The organism is Xanthomonas sp. CFBP 8152 (assembly GCF_014199025.1).
In the GTDB taxonomy this organism is placed as follows: domain Bacteria; phylum Pseudomonadota; class Gammaproteobacteria; order Xanthomonadales; family Xanthomonadaceae; genus Xanthomonas; species Xanthomonas arboricola_B.
In genome coordinates this window covers 492,218-517,507 of the sequence record NZ_JACHNO010000002.1, presented here as the reverse complement: position 1 = coordinate 517,507, position 25,290 = coordinate 492,218, and the positions used below count along the sequence as shown (strand labels likewise).

At 70.5% G+C, this 25,290-nt stretch carries 8 protein-coding genes; 2 read left to right on the top strand and 6 right to left on the bottom strand.

The annotated features are described in order from the left end of the window. On the top strand, positions 1-1,029 hold the full coding sequence (locus FHT09_RS09865) for an SIS domain-containing protein (RefSeq protein ID WP_104538552.1): 1,029 nt from the start codon (positions 1-3) through the stop codon (positions 1,027-1,029). Positions 1,030-1,031: 2 nt separating this feature from the next. After that, complete coding sequence (gene nagA / locus FHT09_RS09860) at positions 1,032-2,186, top strand: N-acetylglucosamine-6-phosphate deacetylase (RefSeq protein WP_104607035.1); 1,155 nt, start codon at positions 1,032-1,034, stop codon at positions 2,184-2,186. Positions 2,187-3,204: 1,018 nt separating this feature from the next. Here the strand turns inward: nagA and FHT09_RS20405 are convergent. Genes FHT09_RS20405 through FHT09_RS09830 form a run of 6 tightly spaced genes read right to left on the bottom strand, consistent with a single transcriptional unit; the run spans position 3,205 to position 25,278 of the window. Continuing rightward, entirely contained in the window at positions 3,205-6,231 is a 3,027-nt protein-coding gene (locus tag FHT09_RS20405; RefSeq protein ID WP_184416934.1) for a salicylate synthase, read from the bottom strand. Then, positions 6,228-6,995 carry a thioesterase domain-containing protein gene (locus tag FHT09_RS09850; RefSeq protein WP_258077261.1) on the bottom strand — a complete coding sequence of 256 codons (768 nt, stop codon included), beginning with the start codon at positions 6,993-6,995 and terminating at the stop codon, positions 6,228-6,230. The genes FHT09_RS20405 and FHT09_RS09850 overlap by 4 nt, the downstream gene beginning before the upstream one ends. A gap of 11 nt (positions 6,996-7,006) precedes the next feature. Beyond that, positions 7,007-8,143, bottom strand: coding sequence for a Gfo/Idh/MocA family oxidoreductase (locus FHT09_RS09845; protein ID WP_104607033.1), 1,137 nt, complete (start codon positions 8,141-8,143; stop codon positions 7,007-7,009). Next, positions 8,140-17,802, bottom strand: a complete 9,663-nt coding sequence (locus FHT09_RS09840) for a type I polyketide synthase (protein ID WP_184416932.1) — start codon at positions 17,800-17,802, stop codon at positions 8,140-8,142. The genes FHT09_RS09845 and FHT09_RS09840 overlap by 4 nt, the downstream gene beginning before the upstream one ends. After that, a complete protein-coding gene (locus FHT09_RS09835) occupies positions 17,795-18,991 on the bottom strand; it encodes an MFS transporter (RefSeq protein ID WP_219842998.1) in 1,197 nt (398 codons plus the stop codon). The genes FHT09_RS09840 and FHT09_RS09835 overlap by 8 nt, the downstream gene beginning before the upstream one ends. Before the next feature lie 44 nt (positions 18,992-19,035). Further along, on the bottom strand, positions 19,036-25,278 hold the full coding sequence (locus FHT09_RS09830; RefSeq protein ID WP_219842999.1) for a non-ribosomal peptide synthetase: 6,243 nt from the start codon (positions 25,276-25,278) through the stop codon (positions 19,036-19,038). Positions 25,279-25,290 lie beyond the last annotated feature (12 nt).

Sequence of the window (25,290 nt, the reverse complement as noted above, 5' to 3'; positions counted from 1 at the left end):
ATGAGCCTTCCCACCGAAACCGAGACCTTGATGTTCCGCGAGGCGGCGCAGACCGCCGACGTGGTCGCCGCGCAGTTCGCCCGTAACGCCGGCACTGTCGCCGCACTCGCGCAGTCGCTGCGCGACACGCCGCCGCCGTTCGTGGTGACCTGCGCACGCGGCAGTTCCGATCACGCAGCGACCTACGCCAAGTATCTGTTCGAAACCCAGCTCGGCATCGTCACTGCCTCGGCATCGCCATCGGTGGGTTCGGTCTATGCATCGCCGCTGCAGTTGCGCGGCGCGCTGTACATCGTGATCTCGCAATCGGGCAAGAGCCCGGACCTGTTGCGCAATGCCGAGGCCGCCAAGGCGGCCGGCGCGCGCGTGGTCGCCCTGGTCAACGTCGAGGATTCGCCGCTGGCCCAGCTGGCCGAGGTGGTGATTGCGCTGGGCGCAGGCCCGGAAAAAAGCATCGCTGCCACCAAGAGTTATCTCGCCTCGCTGGCTGCGCTGCTGCACCTGGGCGCGGTGTGGAAGAACGATCCGGCCCTGCTCGCGGCGGTGGAGGCATTGCCGCAGCAATTGCGCGACGCCTGGCAGGCCGACTGGTCCGCGCTCACTGCCGGCCTGGTGCCCGCACACAACCTGTTCGTGCTCGGTCGCGGCCTGGGCCTGGGCGCGGCGCAGGAAGCGGCGCTGAAGTTCAAGGAAACCTGCGGCCTGCATGCCGAGGCGTATAGCTCGGCCGAGGTCAAGCACGGCCCGATGGCGCTGGTGGGGCCGGGCTTCCCGGTGCTGGTGTTCGCCCAGCCCGACGAAACCGGTGCCGGCACGCGTGCGCTCGCCGCCGAATTCCGCGCGCGTGGTGCGCAGGTATGGCTGGCGGCGCCCGACGGCGACCTGCCGCTCGTGGATGCGGCGCATCCGGCCAGCGCGCCGCTGCTGACCGTGCAGAGCTTCTACCGCGCGATCAACGCGCTGGCCCTGCAACGTGGCAACAATCCCGATCTGCCGCCGCACTTGAACAAGGTCACGGAAACCGTTTGAACATGGATGCTTCCCCGATTCAAGCGTTGTGCAATGCACGCGTGCTCACCGACGATGGCTTGCAGGATGGGCTGGTGGTCCTGCTGGCCGGCACGCAGATCCAGGCGGTGGTGGCGGCCGACGATGCGCGCGTTGCGCAGGCGCATACGCGCGTGGATCTGGGCGGCGCCACCTTGCTGCCCGGCTTCATCGACATCCAGGTCAATGGCGGTGGTGGCGTGTTGTTCAACAATGCGCGCGACCCGCAGGCCCTGGCCACGATCGCGGCGGCGCATCGCCGCTACGGCACCACCGGCATGCTGCCGACGCTGATCAGCGACACCGCCGAGGTCATGGCCGAGGCGATCGACGCCACGCGCCAGGCCATCGCGCAAGGCGTGCCCGGCGTGCTCGGTATCCATCTGGAAGGCCCGTACCTGAGCCCGGCCCGCAAGGGCACGCACGACGCGCACAAGTTCCGCCTGCCCGACGCGCACGAGATTGCCGTCGATACCTCGCTGGACAACGGCGTCACCCTGATCACGCTCGCACCCGAGCGCGTACCGCTGGACGACATCCGCGCCTTCGTCGCCGGCGGCGCGATCGTGTTTGCCGGCCACACCGCGGCCAGCTACGAGCAGGCGCGCGACGGCATTGCCGCCGGCGTCAGCGGTTTCACCCATCTGTACAACGCGATGTCGCAACTGGCCGGGCGCGAGCCCAGCGCAGTCGGCGCCGCGTTGGAAGACCCCGATGTGTGGTGCGGCATCATCGTTGATGGCGTGCACGTGCACCCGGCCAGCCTGCGCGTGGCGCTGGCCGCCAAACCGCGCGGCAAGCTATTGCTGGTCACCGACGCCATGCCGATGGTCGGTGCCGACAGCCCCAGTTTCGACCTGTACGGCGAAACCATCACCGCCGTGGACGGCGTGGTACGCAATGCCGACGGCGCACTGGCCGGCTCGGCGCTGGACATGGCCACAGCCGTGCGCAACAGCGTGCAGTGGCTCGGGGTACCGCTGGAGGAGGCCGCGCGGATGGCCTCGCTGTATCCGGCGCAGTGCCTGGGCCTGGACGATCGGCTCGGCCGGATCGCCGCCGGTCATCAGGCCGACCTGGTGTTGCTGGACGCGCAGTTGCAGGTGACTGCCACCTGGATCGCGGGCAGCCGCGACTGACGGGTGGGCCGGTTGCACGACCGGCTGCGATCCCCATCGATAAGCTGCCGCGTCACTGGCGACAAGCCGAGGCGCGCGGGCGCCTCGCGCGTTCGCGGGGGAGCAGCCCGGTGAAACCGGGACGGGACACGCCTCGCCGCCTGTCGCGGGACCTGAAGCATCGAAGCCGGCGTTCTACGTCCCGCCCCCGGTTCCCCCGGGCCGCTCCGCACAGGTCCAGGCGCGGCGCCAGGAAAATCGGGAGAGGCAGCAGACCGATGGGTCGTGGGCTGGACGTGCCGCGACGGCGAATCCGACAGGAGGGCTGGCCGAGCCCAGCAGCCCCTGCCCGGACGTGCTGGCGCCTCCTGGCCGACCCCGTCACCCTTTCCGGTGATCGCTTCAGGCACGGCTGATGATCACTTCCGCCCGGCTGACTTGCCATCCGAGTTGCGATCCCTTCAGAACGCCGGGAAGCGTGGACGCCTCGCCGGTTCCCCCGGGCCGCTCTGCACGCGTCCGGATGTGGCGGGGAGAGCCGCGCTTGCCGGAGGGTGGCGCGTGCGGCTGGACAGCGTGCGGCCGCTGCAGGCGCCTTCGCTGATGATGTTATCAGCAGCGTATCGCGGGTCTGGCAGTGCATCCGCTGCGGCGTGTCCGTTGCGTGTTGAGAGGATCGCCGCCACAGCCGCCGCGTCGGCTCCGATCCATCCAGCCAGGAGATCCCGATGATGTCCCTGCATGCGCCCTGCGGTCGAGGAGCCGCAGGCACGAACGGAGCACGCGCGCCATCAGCCCCCATGCGCATCGATGCGGAAGATTCCACGGCCCGCAGATCGGCTGGCAGCAGGGCATCTGCGATGAGCTTGAGTGCCATGCCGGTGCCGGTGCCGGTGTCCAGTACGACGTCCGCGTCGAGACGGGCGGCGCAAGGCATCGACCACCGACGCATGGCGCGCCTTCCGATGCCGTTCGGACAGGATGTCTTACCACTCGGCCGACCGGGTGTAGTCGTGCTGGGATGTTGCGAGGTTGTCCGTCATGGCTGCTCCTGGTGATCGATGCTGGGCGCGGCATTGGGTGACTCGTCCACGCCCTCGGTCGGGAAGCTGCCGCGCCGCAGATGGCTGGATACCGACGCCAGTTTTTCGCAGGTTTCGGTCCATTCCCGCTCTGATGTGGAGGAGGGCACCAGGCCGGCGCCAGCCTGCAGCCAGCAGCGCTCCCCGCGTCGGAAGACCGCACGCAGGACCAGCGCGGCGTCCATCGTGCCGTCGCTGTCGACCAGCAGGACGCAGCCGCTATAGAGCCCGCGTGGTGCCGGTTCGTGGCGTCGGATGCTGTCCAGCGCCTCGCGCTTGGGGATGCCGGAAGCGGTTACCGCCGGGAACAGCGCGGCGAAGGCGCTCCAGGCATCGCGGTCCGGCGCCAGCTGGCCGGTTACGCGCGAGGCGAGGTGTTGCACGCTGCCTCGGCGGGACACCTCCATGAACTCGCTGACGCCCAGCGAATCGGGGCGACAGATATCGGCCATTTCCTGCAATGCGAGCTTCACCGAGACTGCGTGTTCGGCGATTTCCTTGGGGTCGGCAAGCAGTTCGCCGCGCAGCCGTTCATCGGCGGCGGGATCGCCGCACAGCGCGCGCGTGCCAGCCAGCGGCTGGGTGGAGATTCGACCCAGCGCGTCGATCTCCACCACCGTTTCGGGGCTGAAGCCATACGCCTGGAAGTCGTCGTCGTGCAGCAGGAAGGAGCGCGCCGGGGTGTTGGCGCGGCGTCCCGCAAGATAGCTGGCCAGCATGTCGAGGCCGGCCGGCGCTTCGACGGTTCGCGACAGGATGACCTTCTGATAGGCATGCGCGTGGATCTCGGCGACGGCGGCGGCGACCCGCTGTTTGTAAGCGTGCCCGTCGCCCACGGGCGCGTGGGCCGGGTCGCAGGCGATTCGGATGGGGGGCCCGATCTGCGCCGCGCACCCGGCATCGCAGGCGGCCACAAGCGCCTTGAGCGCGGTCAGATCGGCGCGATCCAGCGCACGCAGCACGGCATGCCCCGGGCGCAGGCGGATTTCGCAGCGTGGAATGGACAGGGTGAGCAACGGGCCGCTGCCCTGGATGCCGCCGGGGCCATGGATCAGATGGGCCAGTTCGAAATCGGCGCGGCCATAGGCGCGCCAGCCTTCGAACGGAATGTCCGAGAGGGCCTTGGCCACGCCCTCACACGGCGAGGACGCCGTGCAGACCCCGGTGTCGCTGCGGCGCACCGTACCGTCCGGGTCGATCACGACATCCAGGGCCGAATCCATGCCCAGGCTCCATTCCTCGCCACGCTCATACAGTGTGTAGCGCCGCGACTGCAGGCTGGCGGCCAGTCCGACCGCCAACTCCAGCGGCGGGGTGACCACGTCGATGCGGCGTTCCGCATAGTGTGCGGCAGGCGGCGGGGAGGTTTCGGATGCACCGGCACGCCGCTCCTGGGCGATCGCGATCAGCCGCTGCTTGTCGATCTTGCCCACCGGGGTCAGCGGCCAATGCGCGATGGTTTCTGCCTGGTCGGGCAGCTTGAAGGCGCTCAGGCCCCGCGCGCGCAGGGCCTGGCGCAGGCCGGTCGTGTCGATGCCGCCGTCGCTCGGCTGCACGAAGGCGCAGATCCGCTCGCCCAGCAGGGCGTCGGGCACGCCGACCACCACCGCCTCGCCCACGCCGGGAAGCTGGCCGAGCGCCAGCTCCACTTCGGCGGTGGAGATCTTCTCGCCGCCGCGCTGGATCTGCTCCTTGATGCGACCTTCGACGACCAGGTTGCCGGCCGGGTCCTGGCGCACCAGATCGCCGGTGCGGTAATAGCCATCGTGGGTGAAGCTGGCCGCGTGCTGTTCGGCGGAGCGGTAGTAGCTGCCGATGGTATAGGGGCCGCGGGTGAGCAGTTGCCCGACCTCGCCGGGCGGCACCTGCCGCTCGTGTTCGTCGACGATGCGGATCTGGTCTTGCGGCGACAACGGCCGCCCCTGGGTATGCAGGATGGTGGCTGCCGGATCGTCGAGCCGGGTGTAGCAGAGCAGCCCTTCGGCCATGCCGAACACCTGCTGCAGCGGGCCCAACGCGTCCGGCACGCGACGTGCCAGCGCCGGTTCCAGCCGCGAGCCGCCGATCTGGACCAGGCGCAGGCTGGACAGGTCGCTGTCCTCCCAGTCGCGTGCCTGCACCCACAGCTGCGCCAGCTGCGGCACCAGCGCCACATGGGTGATGCGCTCGTGTGCGATCAGCGGCATGACCTCGTCGCAGCTGGCGGTACGCGACAGCACCACGGTCCCGCCGTGTGCAAGTGTGCCGAGGATGCCTGGACAGGCCAGGGTGAAGTTGTGGGCGATCGGCAGCACCGCCAGATACACCGTGGTTTCGTCCAGCCCGCACAGTTCGGCCGAGGCGGTGAAGTTGTAGGCGTAGTCGCGATGGGTGCGCGGAATCAGCTTCGGCACGCCGGTGGTGCCGCCGGATAGCAGGAGCAAGGCGATATCGCCGGGCGCAGGAGCCGGCCATTGCCCTGGCTCGCCATCCAGGGAGGCGAGCGCGTAGCTGCTGGAGACCTGCGGATCGGGCGCGCCATCGACAACCAGCGCGCGCAGGCAGGGATGCGCATGCATCATCTGCGCGGCCAGCGGCCGGTAATCAAAACCGCCGAGCTGGTCGGGGATGAAATACGCCGCCGGCTCGGCCAGGCGGCACAGCGCGTCGATGTCGTGCGCGCGCTGGGTCGGCATCGCCAGCACTGGAATGACGCCCAGACGCAACAGCGCGAAACAGACCGTGACAAATCCGGTGCCGTTGGGCAGCTGCAGCATCGCGCGGTCGCCGCTGCGCAGTCCCAGCGCCTGCAGGCCCGCCGCCAGCCGATCCACGCGGCGGTCGAGGTCGGCGAACGAGATCCGCATGTCCTCGTCCACCAATGCGGTGCGCGAGGCATGTAGGCGGGCCCACTGGCGCAGGCAGTCGCCCAGCGTGGGCGGCTGGTCGGGGTGGCCGCAGGCCGGCGCGGCGTCTGCAAGCGTGGTGCTGCTGAGTGCGTTCATGAGCTCACCTGACGTGGAATGCCGATGGAGTGGAAAGCGAAACGGCGCGCCAGATGGCTGAGGAAGGCGCGTGGCCGCCGGGTTGCGTAGAAATGGTCGCCGGCGATGCCGACCGGGCCTTCGGCGTCGCACAGCCACCGCGTCCATGCCGCCACCTCGCTGTGGTGGGCTTCGGCGTCGTTGCTGCCGTGGATCAGCAGGGCGGGCGTGCGCAGGCGTTGCCGGCCCGATGGCGCGGGACGCTGGTAGCGTTCGGTGGCGCGGAAGTCGGCGCGCAGCATCGGCAGGAACAGCGCCAGCAGCGCGGACTCGGCCAGCAGTTCGGCGCTGCAGCCGCCGATGGCGACCAACTGCGTCAGGAAGGCGTGGTCGTCCAGGTGGCTGAGCAGCCGGCGTCCACGCAGGTGGGGCGCGTGGCAAGCGGACAGTGCCAGGCCGGCCGGGAAGTCGCCGCGGCGCTCCAGCAGCGCGCAGGCCTCGAATGCCACCTGCGCGCCCATGCTGTGGCCGGCGAGTACGGCCCGATCCGCAGCGATGCCGGCCTCCGCGAGCGCTGCGACCAGTTCGGTGGCCAGTGTTTCGATGTCCGTCCTGCAGGGCTCGTGGCGACGGTGGTCGCGGCCGGGATAGATCGCCAGGGACACGCTCAATCTGCCGTTGTCGATGCCGTGCCAGCTGCGGAAGGCGGCACCGCTGCCACCGGCAAACGGGCATAGCACTACGTGCAGCGCCGGGTCCGACGCGGTCACCAGGGTGCGCAGCATGTCGCCCTGCGTCATGGCGTCGTGGTCTGCGCGAAATGGAGCAGGGTGGCCAGTTCGCGCGGGTCGAGCAGGCGCGGCGCAGGCAGGCTGCGTTCGTGCGCCGGGCCGGCGCAGCGCAGCGTCTGTTGCCACAGGCGGGCCAGGGTCAATTGGTACTCGGGCCTGAACGCGGACGGCACCGGGGCGCCATCCAGATGTTGGCCCAACAGCTGCAGCACCCGACCCACGCCGGAGGGACCGTCGACCTCGAAGGCGTGCCGCCAGTCCGGCGGTGCTGGATGCAGCAACTGCGTGCTGGGGCGAGCGAACGGGTCGTTGGCAGGGTCCCGCGCGCCTCGGTACAGGCTCCGGTCGGTGTCGTGGTGATGCGGGTCGTACAGCGCCGATGTCCACAGAACCGGCCCATGGCTGGCTTCCAGCGACAGGTAGCCGGACGGCCAGCCCAGCGTGAGCTGGTGCATGGTCAGGCTGTGCAGATCGGGATCCCGGGGGTCCAGATAGGTCTGCAGGCGCAGTGCCGCCCGGCAGCCGCCCAGGGTCAGCCGCAACAGGCGGAAGGCCGCATCCTCCTCGGCGGTGGCGTCCACCGTGACGGTTTCAGCGGTGTCGGGGATATCGCAGGCCTGCAGCAGCAGATCCAGCGCGGAATAGAGCAGTTGCCGGCTGGTGGTCAGCTGGGCGAACTGCGCGGTCTCGCCGTCCAGCAGCTGGCGCACACGGCGCGCCCGATCGATCCAGCACGCGCCGGCAGGCGTGTGTGCGTAGTAGCCGTTGATCCAGTAGGCACAGCCCTGTGCCTGCGCCAGCGCCTGCAGACGCTCGGCTTCGTCCGGATGCATGGGGTGTTCCTGAACCACCTGCATCCCGCGCCGCAGGAAAGCTTCGGCCAGGGCCGTTCCGGTGCCGCCGACCACGGTCGAACGCACCACCACGCAGGCGATGTCGATGTTGTCCGGGAGTTGTTCGATAGCGGTGTACAGCGGAATCCCGAACGCATGCGCCAACTGCTGGGCGCGCCCACTGCCGGTCGCCAGCAGGCCCGCCAGCTCCAGGCCGGGCGGGTCCTGCAGGAAGGCATTGAGGTACATCTCGCCGAACTTGGCGCCGACGATCAGCACCCGCCGGGTCTTGGGGGAAGAGGCGTTCATGCGGTCTGCTCGAGCAGGTGAGGGTGGTGCTGCTGCCACTGGCGGATCAGGCCGGCGACGTGCCGGGCGGCGGCGTCGTCCAGCAGCAGTTGCCAGTGATCGGCCTGCAGCGTGTGGCGCTGCGCGTGCGGCGCCACACGCGCCCAGTCGTGCTCGGCGGGTGTCCAGTGCGTCGGTCGCCGGCTGGCGCTCAGCCACAGGCAGGGGATGGGCAACGGGTCGGGCGCCGGATGCCGGGCCAGCATCTCCAGCAAGCGGGCAAGCCGATCGATCCAGACGCGTGCCTGGGCCGGATCGGGCTCGGCGGGCAGCAGGCCGGCCGCGGCGGCATTGCGCGCAAAGCAGGCGAGCTGCTGGTCGGGGTTCAATTGTTCCAGGTCGTCCGGCAGCGGCACCTGCACCCGGCCGTTGGCGATCAAGCGCAGTAGCGCGGTGCGATCGGAGAAGGCGAAGTCGGCGCGGCAGACCGGATCGATCAGCGCCAGCTCCACCGTGGCACCGGCCTGATGGAGCTGACGCGCGGTTTCGGCGGCGACGAAGGCGCCGTAGGACCAGCCGATCAAGCTGTAAGGCCCCTGCGGCTGTTTGCGCTGGATTGCGGCGACGTAGTCTGCGGCCAGCGCGTTCAGGCTTGCGGCGGTGACGACCTCCGGGGCCTGCAGGCCGAGCACCTCGGTGTCCAGATGCCGGGCCAGCGGCAGATAGGCGCCGAGCTCGCCATCGGAGGCGTGCAACGCGAAGATGCAACCGGGGCGGCGGCCCCGCGCCAGCGCGATGGGGGCGGTGTGGCTGGCGGCCTCGCGCGGCGGTTCGAGCAGCGCACAGAACGCGGCCAGCACCGGGTGGGCGAACACGCTTTGCAGGCTGGCGCCGCGCAGGCCTTGCCGATGCAGCCTGGCGATCATGCGGGTGGCGATCAGGCTGTCGCCGCCGCACTGGAAGAAATCGCTGTCGCGCTGGATCGGCCGGGCCAGCAGCTCTTGCCAGAGCAGGGCGACCTGCCGTTCCAGCGCGGCCCGGTCCGCTGCGTCGCCGCCCTCCATGCCGGCGGGTTGCGCAGCGCCGGTGCCGGATGGCACGGGGACCGGCGCCGGTTCGGCGTCGTTGCCGAGGCGTTCGCACTGGCGCAGCCGCAGGGCGGGAAGTCGCGCACCGAAGCGGGTCTGCAGGCCGCTGGCGACAGCGTCGAGGTCGAGCCGGCCGACGCGCTCGGCGCGGGCGACGATTAGGTGCTGGCGCAGCGGTGAACAGGCCTGGTCCGGCCACGCCACCTCCACCCCGAAGCCGGCCTGCTCCAGGGCGTCGCGCCACATCGGCAGGTCGAGCATCGGCTTGTCGTCGAGCACGCGCGCGTCCTGATAGCCGACCAGGCCCTCAATGAAGCCGACGCTGGCCATCTGCAAGGCGCTGTCGCGTTCGGTGGCCTCGGTCAGCATCAACCTGCCGCCCGGTCTGAGCAGCATGCCGAGGCGGCGCAGCGTGCGCACCACATGGCCGGCATCGTGCAGTACCTGCCCGGCGAAGATCAGGTCGTAGCCCTGCGCGGGGTGCGCGTCGAAGTCGAACGGGCGGTTGATGTCGAGCAGGGCGTAATCGACCTGGGCCGTCTCGGCGAACAACCGGCGTGCATCGTCGAGGAACAGCGTGGAGACGTCGGTGAAGCGGTAGAGCGCGAGCCGGCCTTTCAGCGCCGGCAGCAGTTGCCGGGTGGTCGAGCCGATGCCCGCGCCGACTTCCAATACGTGCAGGTCCGAACGTCCCGCGCTCAGCGCTCCTGCCACCTGCGCGGCATGCCCGTTGAGGCAACGCGAGGCGGGATTGTCGATGTACAGCGCGTGGGTGACCGCATCGCCATCGGAGAACAGCAGTTCCAGCGGCGAGCGGGTGCCGGTGAGCAGCGCGGCATGCTGGTCGATGCAGCTGTCCAGATAGTAGGCGATGCTGCGGCACCACGGCGCGTCCGGCAGCGCCTGCGTCTGATCGGGAGGATCGGCCAGGGCGCGGTCGCAGACGAAGGCGTCGCCGTCCTGGCGCAGCCAGCCGCGTGCGCACAGCAGCTTCAGCCATTGCCGTAGCAGGCCACGGTATTGGGGCAGCGCGTGCAGCCGGGTGTGGACGTCGTCCAGACGGTGCCGTTGCCCGGGCCGTTCGAACAGCCCATGGCCCCGCAGCGTGGCGGCGATGCCGCGCTGCGCGCGCGCTTCCAGCCAGCTCCAGGCGGCATCGAGTTCGCCCTGCTGTGCGGCGTCGAGCGGCGCCAGCAGGCCTGGATCGCAGGGCGCCTGCCCGGGCGGCAGGCAGTCGCGGTCGGCGGCGACCAGTCGCACGTCCAGCCCGTCGCCCTCCGACGCTGGCACGGCCTCGGCCTGCGCGACATCGCCGCGTTCGCGCAGTGCATCTTCGAGATCGCGCAGGTCCAGCTCGGCATCGTGCACCAGTGCAGGCCAGGGCGCGCGCGCGAACGCGGCCAGGCTGCCGTCTTCCAGCAGCTGCATCAATCCGGCCTGCTGCATCAACTCCGGCCGGGCCGCTACCGCCCCCAGCACGGCACGGTAGTCCTCGAACATGGCCTGGGCCGCACCGGCTTCGAGCACCTCGTCCATGCAGTACCAACTGCACACCAGGTCGCCGTCGATCTCCATGACCTGGTGATCCAGCCAGACCTGCGGAGTCTGCGTGAACACATGCACCGGATCGCCCAGCAGCCCGGTCAGGGCCTGGTCGATCGCCAGCCCGTCCAGCGACATGCCGAGCATGCTGGTAAATACCACCGGCATCAGCGGCTGGCGTTGGCGGCCGCGGCCCTTGCCGAGTTCGCGCAGCAGGTCCACGCCATTGACCTGGCTATGCGCGAGGCGTTTCCACAGCCGCTGCTGTGTGCGTTCGATCGACGTGCGCAGCGATACCGGGCGAGCGAGGTCGAAGTCCACCAGAAGCACCGAGGTGAAGTCGCCGATCAGCTCGCGGATCTGCGGGTGGATCGGCCGGCGATCAAAGAAGGTGAGGTTGAGCGTGAAGTCCGGTTGCCGCGACCAGCGCTCCAGGGTGTGGGCGAACAGCGTCAGCAGCGCCGCCGACGGCGTCACCCCCCAGCTCTGCCATTCCCGCTTGAGCGCGGCCCAGGTGGTCGCGTCCAGCCGGGCCTGATGGGTGGTGAAGCGCGGCTGGGTCGGCGGGGGGGCGGCCGCCAGCGGCAGGCGCGGGGCGGGCGGGAGGTCGGCGAGCACGCCTTGCCAGTACTGCCAGGAAGCTTGCCAGCTGTCCTGCCGACGGTGGGCCTGCTCGGCCAGCACGTAGTCGCGGAAGGTGACCGGTAGTGGCGCCAGCGCTTCGCCACGGTAGGCACGGGCGAGGTCGTCCAGCATGACCTTGAAGCTCTGCACGTCGAACATCAGCAGGTCCAGATTCATGTGCAGCCGGTAGTGGCGACCATCCAGTTCGCTGGCGGCCAGTTCGAACATGGGCCAACGATCGGTGGGCGGTACGCGGTAGGACATCTCCTGGCGGGTGTCTTCGAGCGCCTGCTGTCGCTGCTGGGCGGAGAGCGCACGCAGATCGTGGCGCTCGATCCGGTAGACCGGCACCTGAGCGAGGATGCGTTGCTGGCCGTCGGCATCCACCACCATGCGCAGCATGTCGTGGCGCTGCACCAGCGCGTTCCATGCCTGCTCCAGGCGCGCCAGGTCGAAGGCGTCGTGGCGCAGGTCCCATTCGAACAGCACGTGGCAGGCCACGCCGCCGTAGTCGATCAGATCGGTGCGGCCAAGCCAGTAGGCGTGCTGGATCGCGGTCAGGGGGAATGGCTGGTGGCGGCCCGGCGCGTCATGCTCCAGGTTGGTCTGGGCCTGCGCGGCCGGCGTGCCGGCGGCAGGTTCGCCGGCCAGCGCGGCGATCAATCGGGTCAGCCCAGCCACGCTGAGGTCGCGATAGGCGCGTTCGGCGTCCAGGTGCACACCGAGCTGGCGCTGGATGTCGCTGCTGAGCTCCAGGAACAGCAGCGAATCGAGCCCCAGCTGCAGCAGGTCGCGCCCAGGCGAGAGCCGGCCGGGGTCATCCAGCCGCAGTTGCGTGGCGATGCGCTGGCTCAGCCAGGCGCTCACCGCCTCGGCGTCGTGGAGGTCGGTCGGGGCCGGCGTGGCCTGTTCGAATGTGGCGTGGCGGGTGGCCGGGGCGGCGGCGGGGTCAGATGGAGTGGCGCCGGTGGCCGGCATCAGCAGGGCGCGACGCTGGGGATCCAGCCGCTCGGTCAGCACACGCATGGCCAGCCGGTACGGCGCCGCGCGCATCACCGCCTGATCCAGATGCCACAGGCCTTCGGCGCTTGTCAGCAGTCCCATGCCGCCGGCCGCGAGTTGCTCCTGCAGGGCAGGATCGGTGGCGCGGCCTGTTTCGCCCCAGGCGCCCCAGGCGATGGAGACGACCTGGGGTAGGCCGCTCTGGTCCTGCGCAAGGGCCAGACCGTCCAGGTAGGCGCTGGCGAGTGCATGCGCGGCCTGGCCGGCGGCACCCAGCGCGGCGGCGGCGGATGAATACAGCAGCAAGTAGCGTCCGCGGTTTGCCTGCAGCCAGGTGTGCAACAGGCGGGCCGCCTGCGCCTTCACCGCCAGCACCGGTGCCATCCCCGTCCGGTCCAGCGAGGCCAGCGGGGCGTCGTGGAGCATGCCGGCCGCATGGATGACCCCGGCGATACCGCCGTCCGCCTGCAGTTCTTCCAGTGCCTGGCCGAGCTGCGCCGGGTCGCCGACGTCGCAGGGCAGCCAATGCAGCCGGCAGCCATGCCGTTCGCTCAGCAGGTGCTGGAAGTCCGCCCAGTCCGCATGCGCGCGGGGCGCCAGCAACGCGATATGGCGTGCGCCATGCTGGGCGAGCCATTGCACGCTGAGCCGTCCCAGGCCGCCGAAGGCACCGGTCACCACGTGCCAGCCTTCGTCCGCCAGGCCTGCCGACGGCAGCGCGGGTGCGGCGTGGGGCTGGGCGAGCAACTGCGGCAGCAGCACGCGCTTGTCGCGCACCGCGATCCAGTGCCGGCCCGCCGCCGCGACGGCGAGTGCCGGCAGCAGCTCAGCCCAGCCGGTCCGGGCACCCAGATCCACCACCGCAAGCGCACGTCCGGGCTGTTCGGTGGCGGCCACCCGCAACAACCCCCAGGCCGCATGCTGCACCGGGTCGACACGTTCGTCGGCACCGATCTTCCAGGCGGAGCGGGTGACCACCACCAGCGGTTGGTCGCTTGCCAGCGCGGCTAGCAGCGGGTTGACGACCGACAGCACATCCTGGTCGCCGCTGTCCAGTACCAACAGGTTCCAGGGCGCCTGCGGCGCAAACCGGATGCCCGCCGCCTGCAGCGCCGCGACAGTTTCCGGGGGGGCGTCGCACAGGGCGAATTCCTGCAACGTGGCGGTAGATGCCGCAGCGGCGGACCACTGCCATGCGTAATGGGTGGCCGGAGCCGGCAGCGGCGCCGGCAGGCCCGGTGCGGGGAATGTGGAGGACAGCGCGAAACGCCATCGGTCCCGGATGTCGCCGGCTTCGATGCCAACTTGCGGCGCAGCGAACGGGGCCGCCTGCCAGCGCAGCCGCACCAGCCCCAGCCGCTCGGGCACTGTCGGCGTGGCGGCCGGAACCAGCGCCTGGCCGCTGCCGTGGCGACGCGCCAGTTCAGCGCACGCAGCGTGGACGCGCTCCTGCCAGCGCGCCTCCTGACCGGCGCAGTCCGACCAGTCGGCCAGATAGCAGCCGTCGTCGGTGAGCGCGTGGCCGAGGATGCCGTCGCCTGCGTCCGACTGCCAGGGCAGTGCGATTGCAGGCGCCTGTCCCGGCGCGGTTGCGAGCAGGATGTGCTCGCTGATGTCCGCGGCCGGAGTGCCATCGTCGGGCAGCCAGTCGACGCTCTCGAAGCCGGCCGCCAGGCAGTGCTGCTTCCAGCGCGCGGTACTGAGAAACAGTTCGCCGCCGCGGGCTGCGGCGTCGTGCAACGGTGCGACCAGCGGGCCGAAGACGAAATCGAACAGCCGCATCGGCCGGGTGATCTCGCGCAGCAGCAGCCGGCCTCCCGGCTTCAGCAGCGGGTACAGGTTGGCGAGCGTGCGCCCGACGTGCTGGGTGGCATGAATCACGTTGGCGGCCACGATCAGGTCGTAGCCGGCGGCGTCGAAGCCCTGCGCCTGCGCATCCTGCTGCAGATCCAGTTCGCGGTACGCCACAAAGCCGTACTGGGCAAACTTGCGCTCGGCGCGCCGGGTGAACAGCGCCGAGACGTCGGTGAAGTCGTAGTGCAGGGCGGGCTGGTCGGCCAGCTCGGGCAGCAGCCAGGCGGTGGTGCCGCCGGTGCCGCCGCCGACCTCCAGAATGCGGTAGGGCAGGTGCTGGCGATGCCGTGCCTGGCGCTCCTGCATCAGGCCGGCCACGGTGCCGGCCGCGATCTGGTTGAAGTAGCGCCCGAAGCTGAAGTCCTGGTAGAGCACTTCGACGCCGCTGGAGGCGCCTTCGGGGAAGATGATCGAGACCGGCTCCACCCGCCCGCACATCATCGCGTACAACTGCTCGCCGGCACGGGCGACGGTGTCGGCGATCACATCCAGGCCTTCGCAGCAGGCGCGCAGCGCCTCGATCAGCGCCGCGCGCGGCTCCTGCGGAAGCGCGGCCGCGGCGAGGTAGCGGTCGTCTTCGCGGCGGTAGTAGCCGTCCTCGACGCAGGCATCGAGCAGACGCCTGAGCAGCTGGCGATGGCGAGGCAGCAGTCGCCCGCCGCGCAGCACCTCCAGCACGCTGACGCCCTGCGCGATGCGCGCGCCGACGCAGCGCCGCACCATCGCATCGACGTCGATGGCGTGCAGCTTGGTCACGCAGGCGTACAGCGCACGCAGACGCGGCAGGTCGAGTTCCGCGGCGGCCTGCACGGCGACGCGCCGGCCGGCCTCCAGTGCGCCGGCACCGGGCTGCGCCTGAGGCGTGGATGCAGGCTCGGCCTCGCGCCAGTAGCGTTCGGTGTCGAACGGGTACAGTGGTGCGTGGATCCTGCGCCCCGGTGTCGGCAGCAGCGATTGCCAGGGCAGCTCGACCCCGGCTGCGTACAGCTGCAGCAAGGCGTGGTGCAACTGGGTCGGCGCGCAGTGATGGCGGCGGGCGCTGGCGATCCAGGTCGCCGCGTCCGCCAGTTCGCGGGTACCGATGCCGGTCAGGGGGGCGTCCGGGCCCAGTTCCAGGAAAACATCCGCACCCTGCGCGAGCGCGGTGCGCAGGGCCTGGATGAAACGCACCGGCTCGCGCAGGTGGCGGCGCCAGTAGTCGGGTGCGTCAAGTCCGTGCGCGTCGATGACCTCGCCGGTCAGCGTGGAGATCAGCGGCAGGCGGCCGGGTGCGGCGCGCAGGCTGGCCGCCGCGCGCTGGAAGTCGTCCAGGATGGGATCGAGCTGCCGGGAGTGCGCCGCGCCGGCGACCGACAGCCGGTTGCAGCGGATCTCGCGTGCATCCAGCACCGCGGCGAACGCATCGATGATCTCGCGCTCGCCGGAGAACACCAGATGGCGATCGCCGTTGCAGGCTGCCAGTTCCAGGCCGAGCGGCGCGGCGAGCGGCAGCAGGGTGGCGTGGTCGGCAAAGGCCGACAGCATGCCGCCGCCGCTGCAGCGCTGCATCAGCGCGCCGCGCAGGCAGACCAGGCGCATCACCGCATCGGCCGGGTAGTGGCCGGCGACCACCGCGGCGGCGAACTCGCCCACCGAATGGCCCAGCACCAGGTCCGGCTGCAGCCCCAGGGACTCCCAATGCGCGGCCATCGCCAGTTCGAAGGCCACGATTGCCGGCTGCGCGTAGTCGGTGCGCTCCAGCAACTCGTGGTGCTCGCCCAACAAGGCCTCGCGCAACGAGGGCGTGAGCGGCTGAGCGGCGGTCTCCGAGGCCGCCAGACAGCGGTCCAGGCAGGCCGCGAAGGCGGGCGAGTGCCGGTACAGCGCCTGACCCATTCCGGGCCAGTGCGAACCCTGACCGGTGAACAGCCAGGCCTGCTTGCCGGGCTCGCCGTCGCCACGGTGCAGCAGTACGTCGTCTTCGCCTGCCGCGCAGGCCGCCAGCGCGGCGGCGGTTTCCTCGGAGAGCGGCGTGGCCAGCCGGAAGCCGAGCTGCAACGGCCGCCCGTGCAGAGCGGTGTGGGCCAGATCGGCCGGCTGCGAGTGGTCCAGCGCCTGCGCATAGGCGCCGGCCAGGCGCCGCAATGCGGCTTCGCTGGCGGCGCTGAGCAGCAGGGTGCCGGGGTGGATGGCATCGGCGCAGCTATCCGGGCCGGCTGCGGTCGCGGCTGCGCGCAATTGCTCGGGCAAGGAGGCGACGATCAGGTGGCAATTGGTGCCACCGATGCCGAACGAGGAGACCCCGGCGCAGCGGATCGGCGCGTCCCAAGGCTCGGCCTGCGTTGGGACGTGGAAGGGGCTGTCCTGCAGCCGTAGCGCCGGATTGGGGCTGGAAAAATGCAGGCACGGCGGAATGATCGCGCGCTCCACCGCCAGCACCGCCTTGAGCAGGCTGGCGATGCCGGCCGCGGTGTCCAGATGGCCCAGGTTGCTCTTGATCGAGCCGAGCGCGCATGCCGGGCCGTCGTCGCGCCGGTGGAACACCGACCGCAGCGCCTCCACTTCGATCGGATCGCCCAGCGGGGTGGCGGTGCCGTGCGCCTCGATCAGGCCGACCCGCCAGCTATCCACGCCTGCCAGCGTCATCGCCTCGCGGATCACCTCGCTCTGGCCGGCGACCGAGGGCGCGGTGTAGCCGACCTTGCGCCCGCCGTCGTTGTTGATGGCGCTACCGAGCACGACCGCGACGATCGGGTCGCCGTCGCGCAGCGCGTCGGCCAGGCGGCGCAACACCACCGCGCCGGCCCCGTTGCCGCCGAACGTGCCTTGGGCCTGCGCATCGAACGGCCGGCACAGCCCATCCGGAGAGAAGATCATGCCCGGCTGATGCAGATAGCCGGCCTGCTGGGGGAAGGACACCGCCACCCCGCCGGCCACCGCCATGTCGCATTCGCCGGCGCGCAGGCTCTCACAAGCCATGTGCACCGCAACCAGGGAGCTGGAACAGGCGGTCTGCACGGAGATTGCCGGGCCGTGCAGGTTCAACTTGTAGGCCGCGCGCGTGGCCACGTAATCCTTGTCGTTGCCCATCAGCGATTGCAGGCCCTTGACCTGGGCCACCTCGGCAATGTGCAGCGGCTCCCTGCCGGGGTAGGTACTGACCCGGGCGGAGCCGAACACCCCGGTCTTGTGGGGGACCTCGCGGGGGGCGTAGCCGGCGTGTTCCAGGGCGTGCCAGACGATCTGCAGGAACAGCCGCTGCTGCGGGTCGATCGATTCGGCTTCCTGGCGCGAGTAGCCGAACAGGTCGGCATCGAAGGCGTCGGCATCGGGGACCACACTGCCGACGCCGACGAAGTTGGGCGCATCGATGGTGGACGCCGGCAGTCCGGCGTCGAGCAGTTGCTGCCGAGAGAAGTGGCTGCTGCAGGCTTGTCCGTTCACCAGCTTGTGCCAGAGCGCCTCGTTGTCGGGGGTCTCGGCGAAGCGGCCGGCGTGGCCGATCAGCGCGACCGGATCGCAGCCGGGGTAATGCTGGGTCACCAGGGCCTGGAAGTCGGGGGGCGCGGTGCGGGGCGAGGCGTCATCCATTGCGGGGACTCAAGCGGGTGTCGAGGGGGGATGCCGACTCCGCAGGGACGCTGCGGGAGAGACGGTGGCGCAGCTGGCTGGCGGGCCATAGGCACAGCACGGCGACTGCGGCGAGAAGGCTCAGTGCGGTCTGGTAGCCGACGTGGTGCGCGATGCGCAGGGTGGTCATGGAGGCGGCCAGGGCGACGGCCATGTCCACCGACTGGAACAGCGCGTAATCGGAGGCTGGCTGGTGCGGACGCACCAGGCCCATCAGTACGTTGTAGAGCATCACAAAGCCGATCGCGGCGGCGGTGTTGACCAGCGCGAACACCGCCAGCCAGGCGCTCAGCCCGAAACGCGAATAACCCAGCGCGATCGCGCAGGCCAGCACGGCATGCAGCAGCATCACCGGCAGCAGGCCGCGCGTCGCGCCCACGTGCCGCGCGAACCAGCCGCCCAGCACCACGCCCAGGCCGCTGGCGGCGGTGCTGAACAGCGCGATCGCCTGGCCCAGCGCGACCAGACTCAGCCCCTGGTCCACCAGCAGCACGGTCTGCAGCGCCATCAGACCGCGCATGGCCAGGTAGTAGATCGCAGTCAGCGCCAGCGCCGGCCACAGTCGACGCAGGCTGGAAGGATCGAACCGGGGCTGTGCAGGCAATGCGTTGTGCGGAACCGGCTGGCGCACCAGCAACACCGGAATCAGCAGCAGCAGCGACAATGCCGCCATGCACAGGAAGCCGGCTGTCCAGCCGGCGTGCTGCGCCACCGCCAGGAAGCCGAACACCCCCAGCGGAATGCCCAGGTAGCTACCGCCGACCTGCGCAGCATTGGCGAACGGGCGGCTGCGTGCGTCTGTGGTGCAGATGACGATGCCGTTGGCGTAGATGCCGTGGCTGGCCGACAGCAAGGTCAGCAGCATCAGCGCGCACACCACTACGCCGGTGGAGCGGGTGGGATCGGCCAGGGTGGGGTCGATCAGCGCGATGCCGGCCAGCAGCGCGGCCATGCCGAGCTGCAGCAGCACCAGACTGCCGAGAAAGCGGTTGCCCAGCAGGGGCCGCGCGTGCCGCTCGCACCAGGGCGCCCACAGGAACTTGCCGACCCAAGGCAGCATGGCCAGCGACAGCCAGCTCAGCTGCGCAAGATCCAGGCCGGCGTGGCGGTAATAGCCGACCACGCCCTGCATGACCAGGGCGGTGAGCATGCCCTGATGCAGGTAGTAACACCAAGGCGTAACGTAGCGGACGATCACGCCTCCCCCCGACGATGCTGCGCGCGTGCCTTGCGCTGATCCAGCAGGGTTCGCCGACCCGGCTCCGGCAACGGCTTTGTCGCGGTGGAGGCCGTGGTCAACCCGCCCAGATGCAGCGCCAGCGCGCACGGTGTGGCATGCGCGAACAGGTCGGTGACCGCCAGGTCGTGGTACCCCGCCTGGCGCAGCTGGATGTGCAACTGCACCAGCTGCAACGAAGAGGCGCCAGCCTCGAAGAAGCTCTGTCGGGCCGTGATCGGCAGCTCGGTGGCGCGTCGGAACTGCGCGCGTAGCGCGTCCACCAGCGCCGTATCGACCTGCTGCGGTTCGGGCGGGACGAGTGCGGTCGCCGCCGAAGCGACCGGCGCAGCGGCCACGCGTGGCCGCGCGTGGCCCTGCGCCGGAGGCACCAGCGTGTCGAGCGGCAGATCCCAGGCGGCCGGATCGCCGGCAAGGCGGCGCAGCAGCGCCGCGTACTGCCGGAACATGGCAGACAACTGCGCCGGGTCGAACAACGCTTCCACCGCGTCCCAGTTGAAGCGCAGTTCGCCTTCGGATTCGTAGACCTGATGGTCCAGCCAGACTTGCGGCGTCTGCGAGATGCCCCAGCGCGGTTTCAGCGCCGCGGCCTGCGCCAGGAAACGGTCGCCGGCAAAACCAATCGCGCTGGTGAACACCACCGGCATGGCCGCCGCCGACTGGCCGCGCCGTTGCGCCAGTTCGCGCATGACGCGGATGGCCGAGACATCGCGATGCACCAAGTCCTGCCGTAGCCGCTGCTGCAGCCGTTGCGCGCTGGCGCCCCAGTCCGCGGCGGGCTGCCAGGCCAACAGCAGCAGCGAGGTGAAGTCGCCCAGCACGCTCTCGATCTGCGGGTGCAGCGCACGCCGGTCGAACAGCGTGAGGTTCACGCACAGCTCGCGGTGCGCGCTCCACGCCGACAGCACCGCGGCGTAGGCGGACAGCAACAGCGCCGACGGCGTCAGCCCGGCCTGGTTGGCGCAGGCCTTGAGCGCAGTCCATTCGCCTGCCGTGAGGCGGTCGGACCGGCGCACGAAGCGCGGCACACCGATGTCGGCCGGAGCGCGGCGCAGCGGCAACTGCGGCGCGGCCGGCAAGTCGTCCAGCCGCCGCTGCCAGTAGGCCAGCGAGGCCGCGCTGGGCGCCTGGCCGGCGACGTGGGCCAGGTAGTCGCGGAAACCGATCTCCAGCGCCGGCAAGGGGCGCTCGGGGTCGGCGTAGAGCTGCTCCAGCTCGGCCAGCAGGATCTGCATGCTCAGCCCGTCCAGCATCAGATTATCGAGGCAGACGAACACCCGGCTGGCGCCGCAGCCGTCCTCGGCCGCCTGCACGTCGAACACGGGCCAGTGCGCCGGATCGAGCACCTGTCGGGACAACCGCTCGCGCAGCGCGCTGGCCTCGGCGTGGTCGAAACGGGGCAGACGATGGCGCCGCAGCGCAAACACCGGCACCTCGACCAGCACCTGCTGCCGGCCCTCGCGCACCACCGCGCGCAGCATGTCGTGGCGGGCGATCAGGCGGTTCCAGGCGGCCTCGAAGCGCGCCACGTCCAGCGCCGCGACCTCGAATTCGACGAAGAAGTGCGCGCCGACGCCGCCGAGCGGGAAACCGGGCTGGCGCCCTACCAGATAGGCCTGCTGCACCTCGGTGAGCGCGAACGGTGCATGCCGCGCGGCCGGGTCGGCCCGCAGCACCTCGGCACTGCGATCGCCATGCGGCCGCAGCGTGGCGGCGAAGGCCGCCAGCGTGGGGTAATCGAACAGATCGCCTAGGCGGGCGTCGAAGCCGGCATGGTCCAGCGCGCCGATCAGACGGGTTGCCAGCAGGCTGTCGCCGCCGAGTTGGAAGAAGTGGCTATGCCGGTGCAGCGCCGGCGGCTGCAGCAGCGTGTGCCAGGCCGCGGCGACGGCGATCTCGGCATCGCCGCAGGGAGATTCTGGTACGGCGTCGGGGTCCCTGGTCGGCTGACATAGGAGACGCAAGGCCTGGTGGTCGACCTTGCCGTTGGCGGTCAGCGGCATCGCATCCAGGAACACCAGTCGTTGCGGCACCATGTAGGCGGGTAATTGCGCTGCCATTGCCGTGGAGAGCTTGCGCGGATCGGGTTGGCGGACCTGTGCGGGTGCACGCAGCAGCAGGCGTTGCTGATCGCCTGCCAGATCGGTCCGTTCGCAGCCCAGGCCGCGTGTCTGCAGTACCGCTTGCCAGCCTGCGGCGTCGCGCAACCGGCTGCCGAGCGGCTCCCCGTCCTGCGCCAACAGCTCGGTGCTGACCAGGGCCAGGCAGGAGGCGCTGCGCAATTCCAGCACATGGATCAGCGCGGACGGCGCCGCCAGTGCGACAAGGGCGTCCAGTGCGTCGTCGCCAAGCCGATGCAGGGCATTGCAGGACAGCACCAGATCGGCGCGGTGGGCCAGTTCCGCCTGCGCGTTGCGGTCCCAGCGCCGTACGCGCGCATGGGGGAAGGCGCCGAGCCGGCCCACCGCGCGCAGTACCATGTCCTGCGAGGCATCCAGCGCGGTATAGCTGAACTGGTCCGCGCCCAGGCGGCGCAGCAGCCGCTCGGCGGCCAGGCCGCTGCGTGCCCCGATCTCGACCACGCGCACCGGGCGGCGCAGCGCCTGCGACAGTTCGGTTAGCGCAGCGGCCAGCGCGTCGATCGCGGCGGCCGTGCCACGGCTCTGCAGCAGTAACCGTTCGGGTGCCCAGAACGGATGGTCGAGCAGGGTGAGCGCCGGCCGCTGGTCGCGCAGGATCAGCGCCAGGGCGTCATGGTGGGCGAGCAGCGCGTCGGCGGTTGCGCCGAGCGGGTCGCCGCTCGCAGGTTGCCATGGCGCCTGATGGTGGCGCAGCCCGCGAACGTAGCCCCGCCCTTGCGGAGCGTGGTCGAGGCGCTGCTGGCGGACCAGCAGGTCCAGCCAGCGCTGCAGCAGGCTACGCCAGCGCGGCGCAATGGCCTGCCGGCGGATGAGCGTGTCGACCTCGATCGGTGCGGCAAAGTCCAGCCCCTGCCGGCGCAGATGCTCGAGCAGAAAGTCGGCGACCAGGCACTCGACATCGGGCTCGCGCGTGTCCTCGGCGGCGACCGGCGTGAACAGGGCGGCATAGTCGGCGGGCAGTGCAGGGTCGGCATGGTGCAGGCCATGCAGCGCATCGCCCTGAGTCACGATGAAGGCGACCAGCGATTTGTCGCGCTCGCCCACCGCCAGCGCCACGGCGTGGCGCACCCCGTCGATGCGCTGCAAGGCGGTCTCGATTTCGCCCAGTTCGATGCGGTGGCCACCGATCTTGACCTGGGTGTCGCGGCGGCCGAGGAATTCCAGGGTGCCGTCTGGCCAATAGCAGCCCATGTCGCCCGTGCGGTACCAGCGGCCATCGGCCGCGGCGACGAATTGCCGGGCGGTACGTTCGGGATCGTTGAAATAGCCCAGCGCGACGCCTTCGCCGCCGATCCACAGTTCGCCGGGTACCCAGTCGGGGCAGTCGCGGCCCTGATCGTCGACGACCCGGTAGCGCTGGTTGGCCAGCGGGGCTCCGTAGGGAATCGAGCGCCACTGCGGCGGCACGTCCCGCACCTCGCAAACGTTCGACCAGATCGCCGCTTCGGTGGCGCCGCCCATCGCGACGAACTGTCCGTCGGGGCGAAACGCCCGATACCGCTGCGGCAGATCGAGCCCGATCCAGTCGCCGGAGAGCAGCGCCAGGCGTAATCGGGCGGGCGCGCGCAACGTCAGGCCCTCACTGTAGGTCAGCAGCATGTCGAACAGCGCCGGCACGCTGTTCCAGACGGTGACGCCGTGGGTGTCGATGATCTCGCACCACGCTGCCGGATCCCGTCGCTGGGCTTCGTCGATCAGCACCAGCGCGCCGCCGGCCGCCAGCAGGCCGAAGATGTCGAACACCGAGAGATCGAAGTGCAGCGCCGACAGCGCCAGCACGCGGTCACCGGCCCCGAGCCGGTAGCGCTGGTTGAGGTCGGCGCAGGTATTGAGCGCGGCGCGATGCGCGATGGTCACGCCCTTCGGCGTGCCGGTCGAGCCGGAGGTGTAGATGACGTAGGCGGGCGCTCGCGGGTCCACGGCGATGGCAGCGGGCATGGGCGCATGCCCGGTCGTGTCCTGCCAGCACACCATCGGCGGATCGGTGGCATCGGCGCCGGCGTCCTGTGTGGCGCCGGGCGGTGCGTCGTCGCGGCAAGTCAGCACCGCGGCCACACCCGCGTCGCGCAGGATCTTGCGGCGACGTTCTGCCGGCTGGTCGAGCGCCACGGGCACGTAGACCGCACCGGCAAACAGCACACCCAGCGCCGCGACCACCTGCCCGATGCCCTTGGACATGACGATGGCGACCGTGTCGCCGGGGCGCACGCCGCGGGCGACGAGCGCCCCGGCGCAACCCCGTGCCTGCTCGGCCAGTGCGGCATAGCTCAGCGAGCGGGTGCCGTGGATGAGCGCGACCGCCTGCGGGCTGCGCTCGGCGGCGGCGAGAAAGCCCTGGTGCAGCAGCCCCCGCGGGACCGGTCGCGCGGTGTCGTTGATGCGCGCACGCAGCTGGCGCTGCCTGGCCGGCATCGGGTCCGGCAGCTGCGTGCGCCAGGCGTCCGCATCGTCGACCAGGCGGCGGACCTGGGCGATGTAGGCGTCGAACAAGGTGTCGATCAGGCCCTCGGGAAACAGCGCCGGGTTGCTGTCCCATTGCAGGCACAGCGCCGAGTCGTGCTCGAACGCCAGATGGTCGATCCAGACCTGCGGCGTCTGCGAGATGCCCCAGCCGGGTTGGCCCAGCACCGGGCCCGTATCGTGGCCATAGAGCGGCCGGCCCAGGTTGCTGGTGAAGACCACCGGTGCCCCGTGGGGATGGCGCTGCTGCTTGCGCAACTCGCGCAACACTTCCACGCCGGACCAGTGGCGGTGTTCGTAGGCATCGACGAAACTGTCCTGATTGCGTTGCGCGAGCGTGTCGAAGGCAGCGCCTTCGCAGCACAGGTCCAGCAGCAACACATTGGTGAAATCGGCGAGCATGCGTTCGACACACGGGTGCAGCGGCTGGCGGTCGAACAGGGTGAGGTTGAGCAGCAGGCGCGGCTGGCTGCTCCAGCGCGCCAGCACGGCACCGAAGCAGGTGGCCAGCGCCATGGTGGGGGTCACGCCGCTGGCGCCGGCATGTGTCTTGAAGCGCTTCCAGTCGGCAGCAGTCAGGTCGGCGCGGCGCCGCTGGATACGCACCTGGACGATCCGCTCCGGTTCGCAGGCCAGCGGCAGTGCCGGCGCGCGCGGCAGGGTATCCAGCCGGTCCAGCCAGTGGCGCCGCGCACGTTCGCGCGCAGCGCCCGTTTCCTGGCCGAGTTGGGCCAGATAGCTGCGGAAGTCGTAGCCCGGGTCGGCCGCCGGCAGCGTGTCGCCGCGCAACAGCGCAGCCAGTTCCTCGAACACCAGGGTGAAGCTGGCGGCGTCGAGCACCAGCAGATCGATACTGACGTGCAGCCGGTGGCAGCCGTCGGGCAACAGCGACAGCTGGAAGTCGATGGTTTCGCCACGCTCGACGGCCAGCACGCGGTGCCCGAGGCGTTCGCGTAGATCCAGCAAGGCGGCGTCGCGCGTCGCAGCGTCCGTCGCACGCAGGTCGTGGATGGTCAGACCGGGCCATCGGGATTGCGCATCGAATTGCTGGAGCCCATCGCTGCGAAAACGCACGCGCAGCATCGGATGGCGCTGGATCAGCGCCTGCACCGCCGATTCCAGCGCCCGGCTGGAAAGACCGGCGCCATCGAACTCCTGGTAGAGGTGGCAGCCGACCCCGCCTAGCGTCTGTCCAGGGGAACGGCCGACCAGATAGGCATGCTGCACCGGCGTCAGTTCGAAGGCCTCGCCGTCGTGCATGCACGGCCAGGCCGGTGGCGTGGCGGGCAGCGCGGAAACGTCAGTGGTCCGGCGCCGCAACAGGCGGCTCCAGCCGGCCAGGCTGGGCTCGGCATACAGCTCCCTGAGCGTCACCCTGTGGCCGCGTTGGCGCAGCCGGTTCAACCAGACCATCAGGTGCATGGAGTCCATGCCCAGCTGGATCAGGCTGGCGTGCTCGTCCAGGTGTGCGGCCGCGATGCCCAGGTCCGCCGCGAGCTCGGCACGCAAGGTCTGCTCGGCCTGCGGCGGATTGGCCTCTGACGCGGCGGTGCCCGCGCGGTCCTCGCTCGGGAGATCCAGTTCGGTGTCAGATGTCACGGGCGAGCTCCT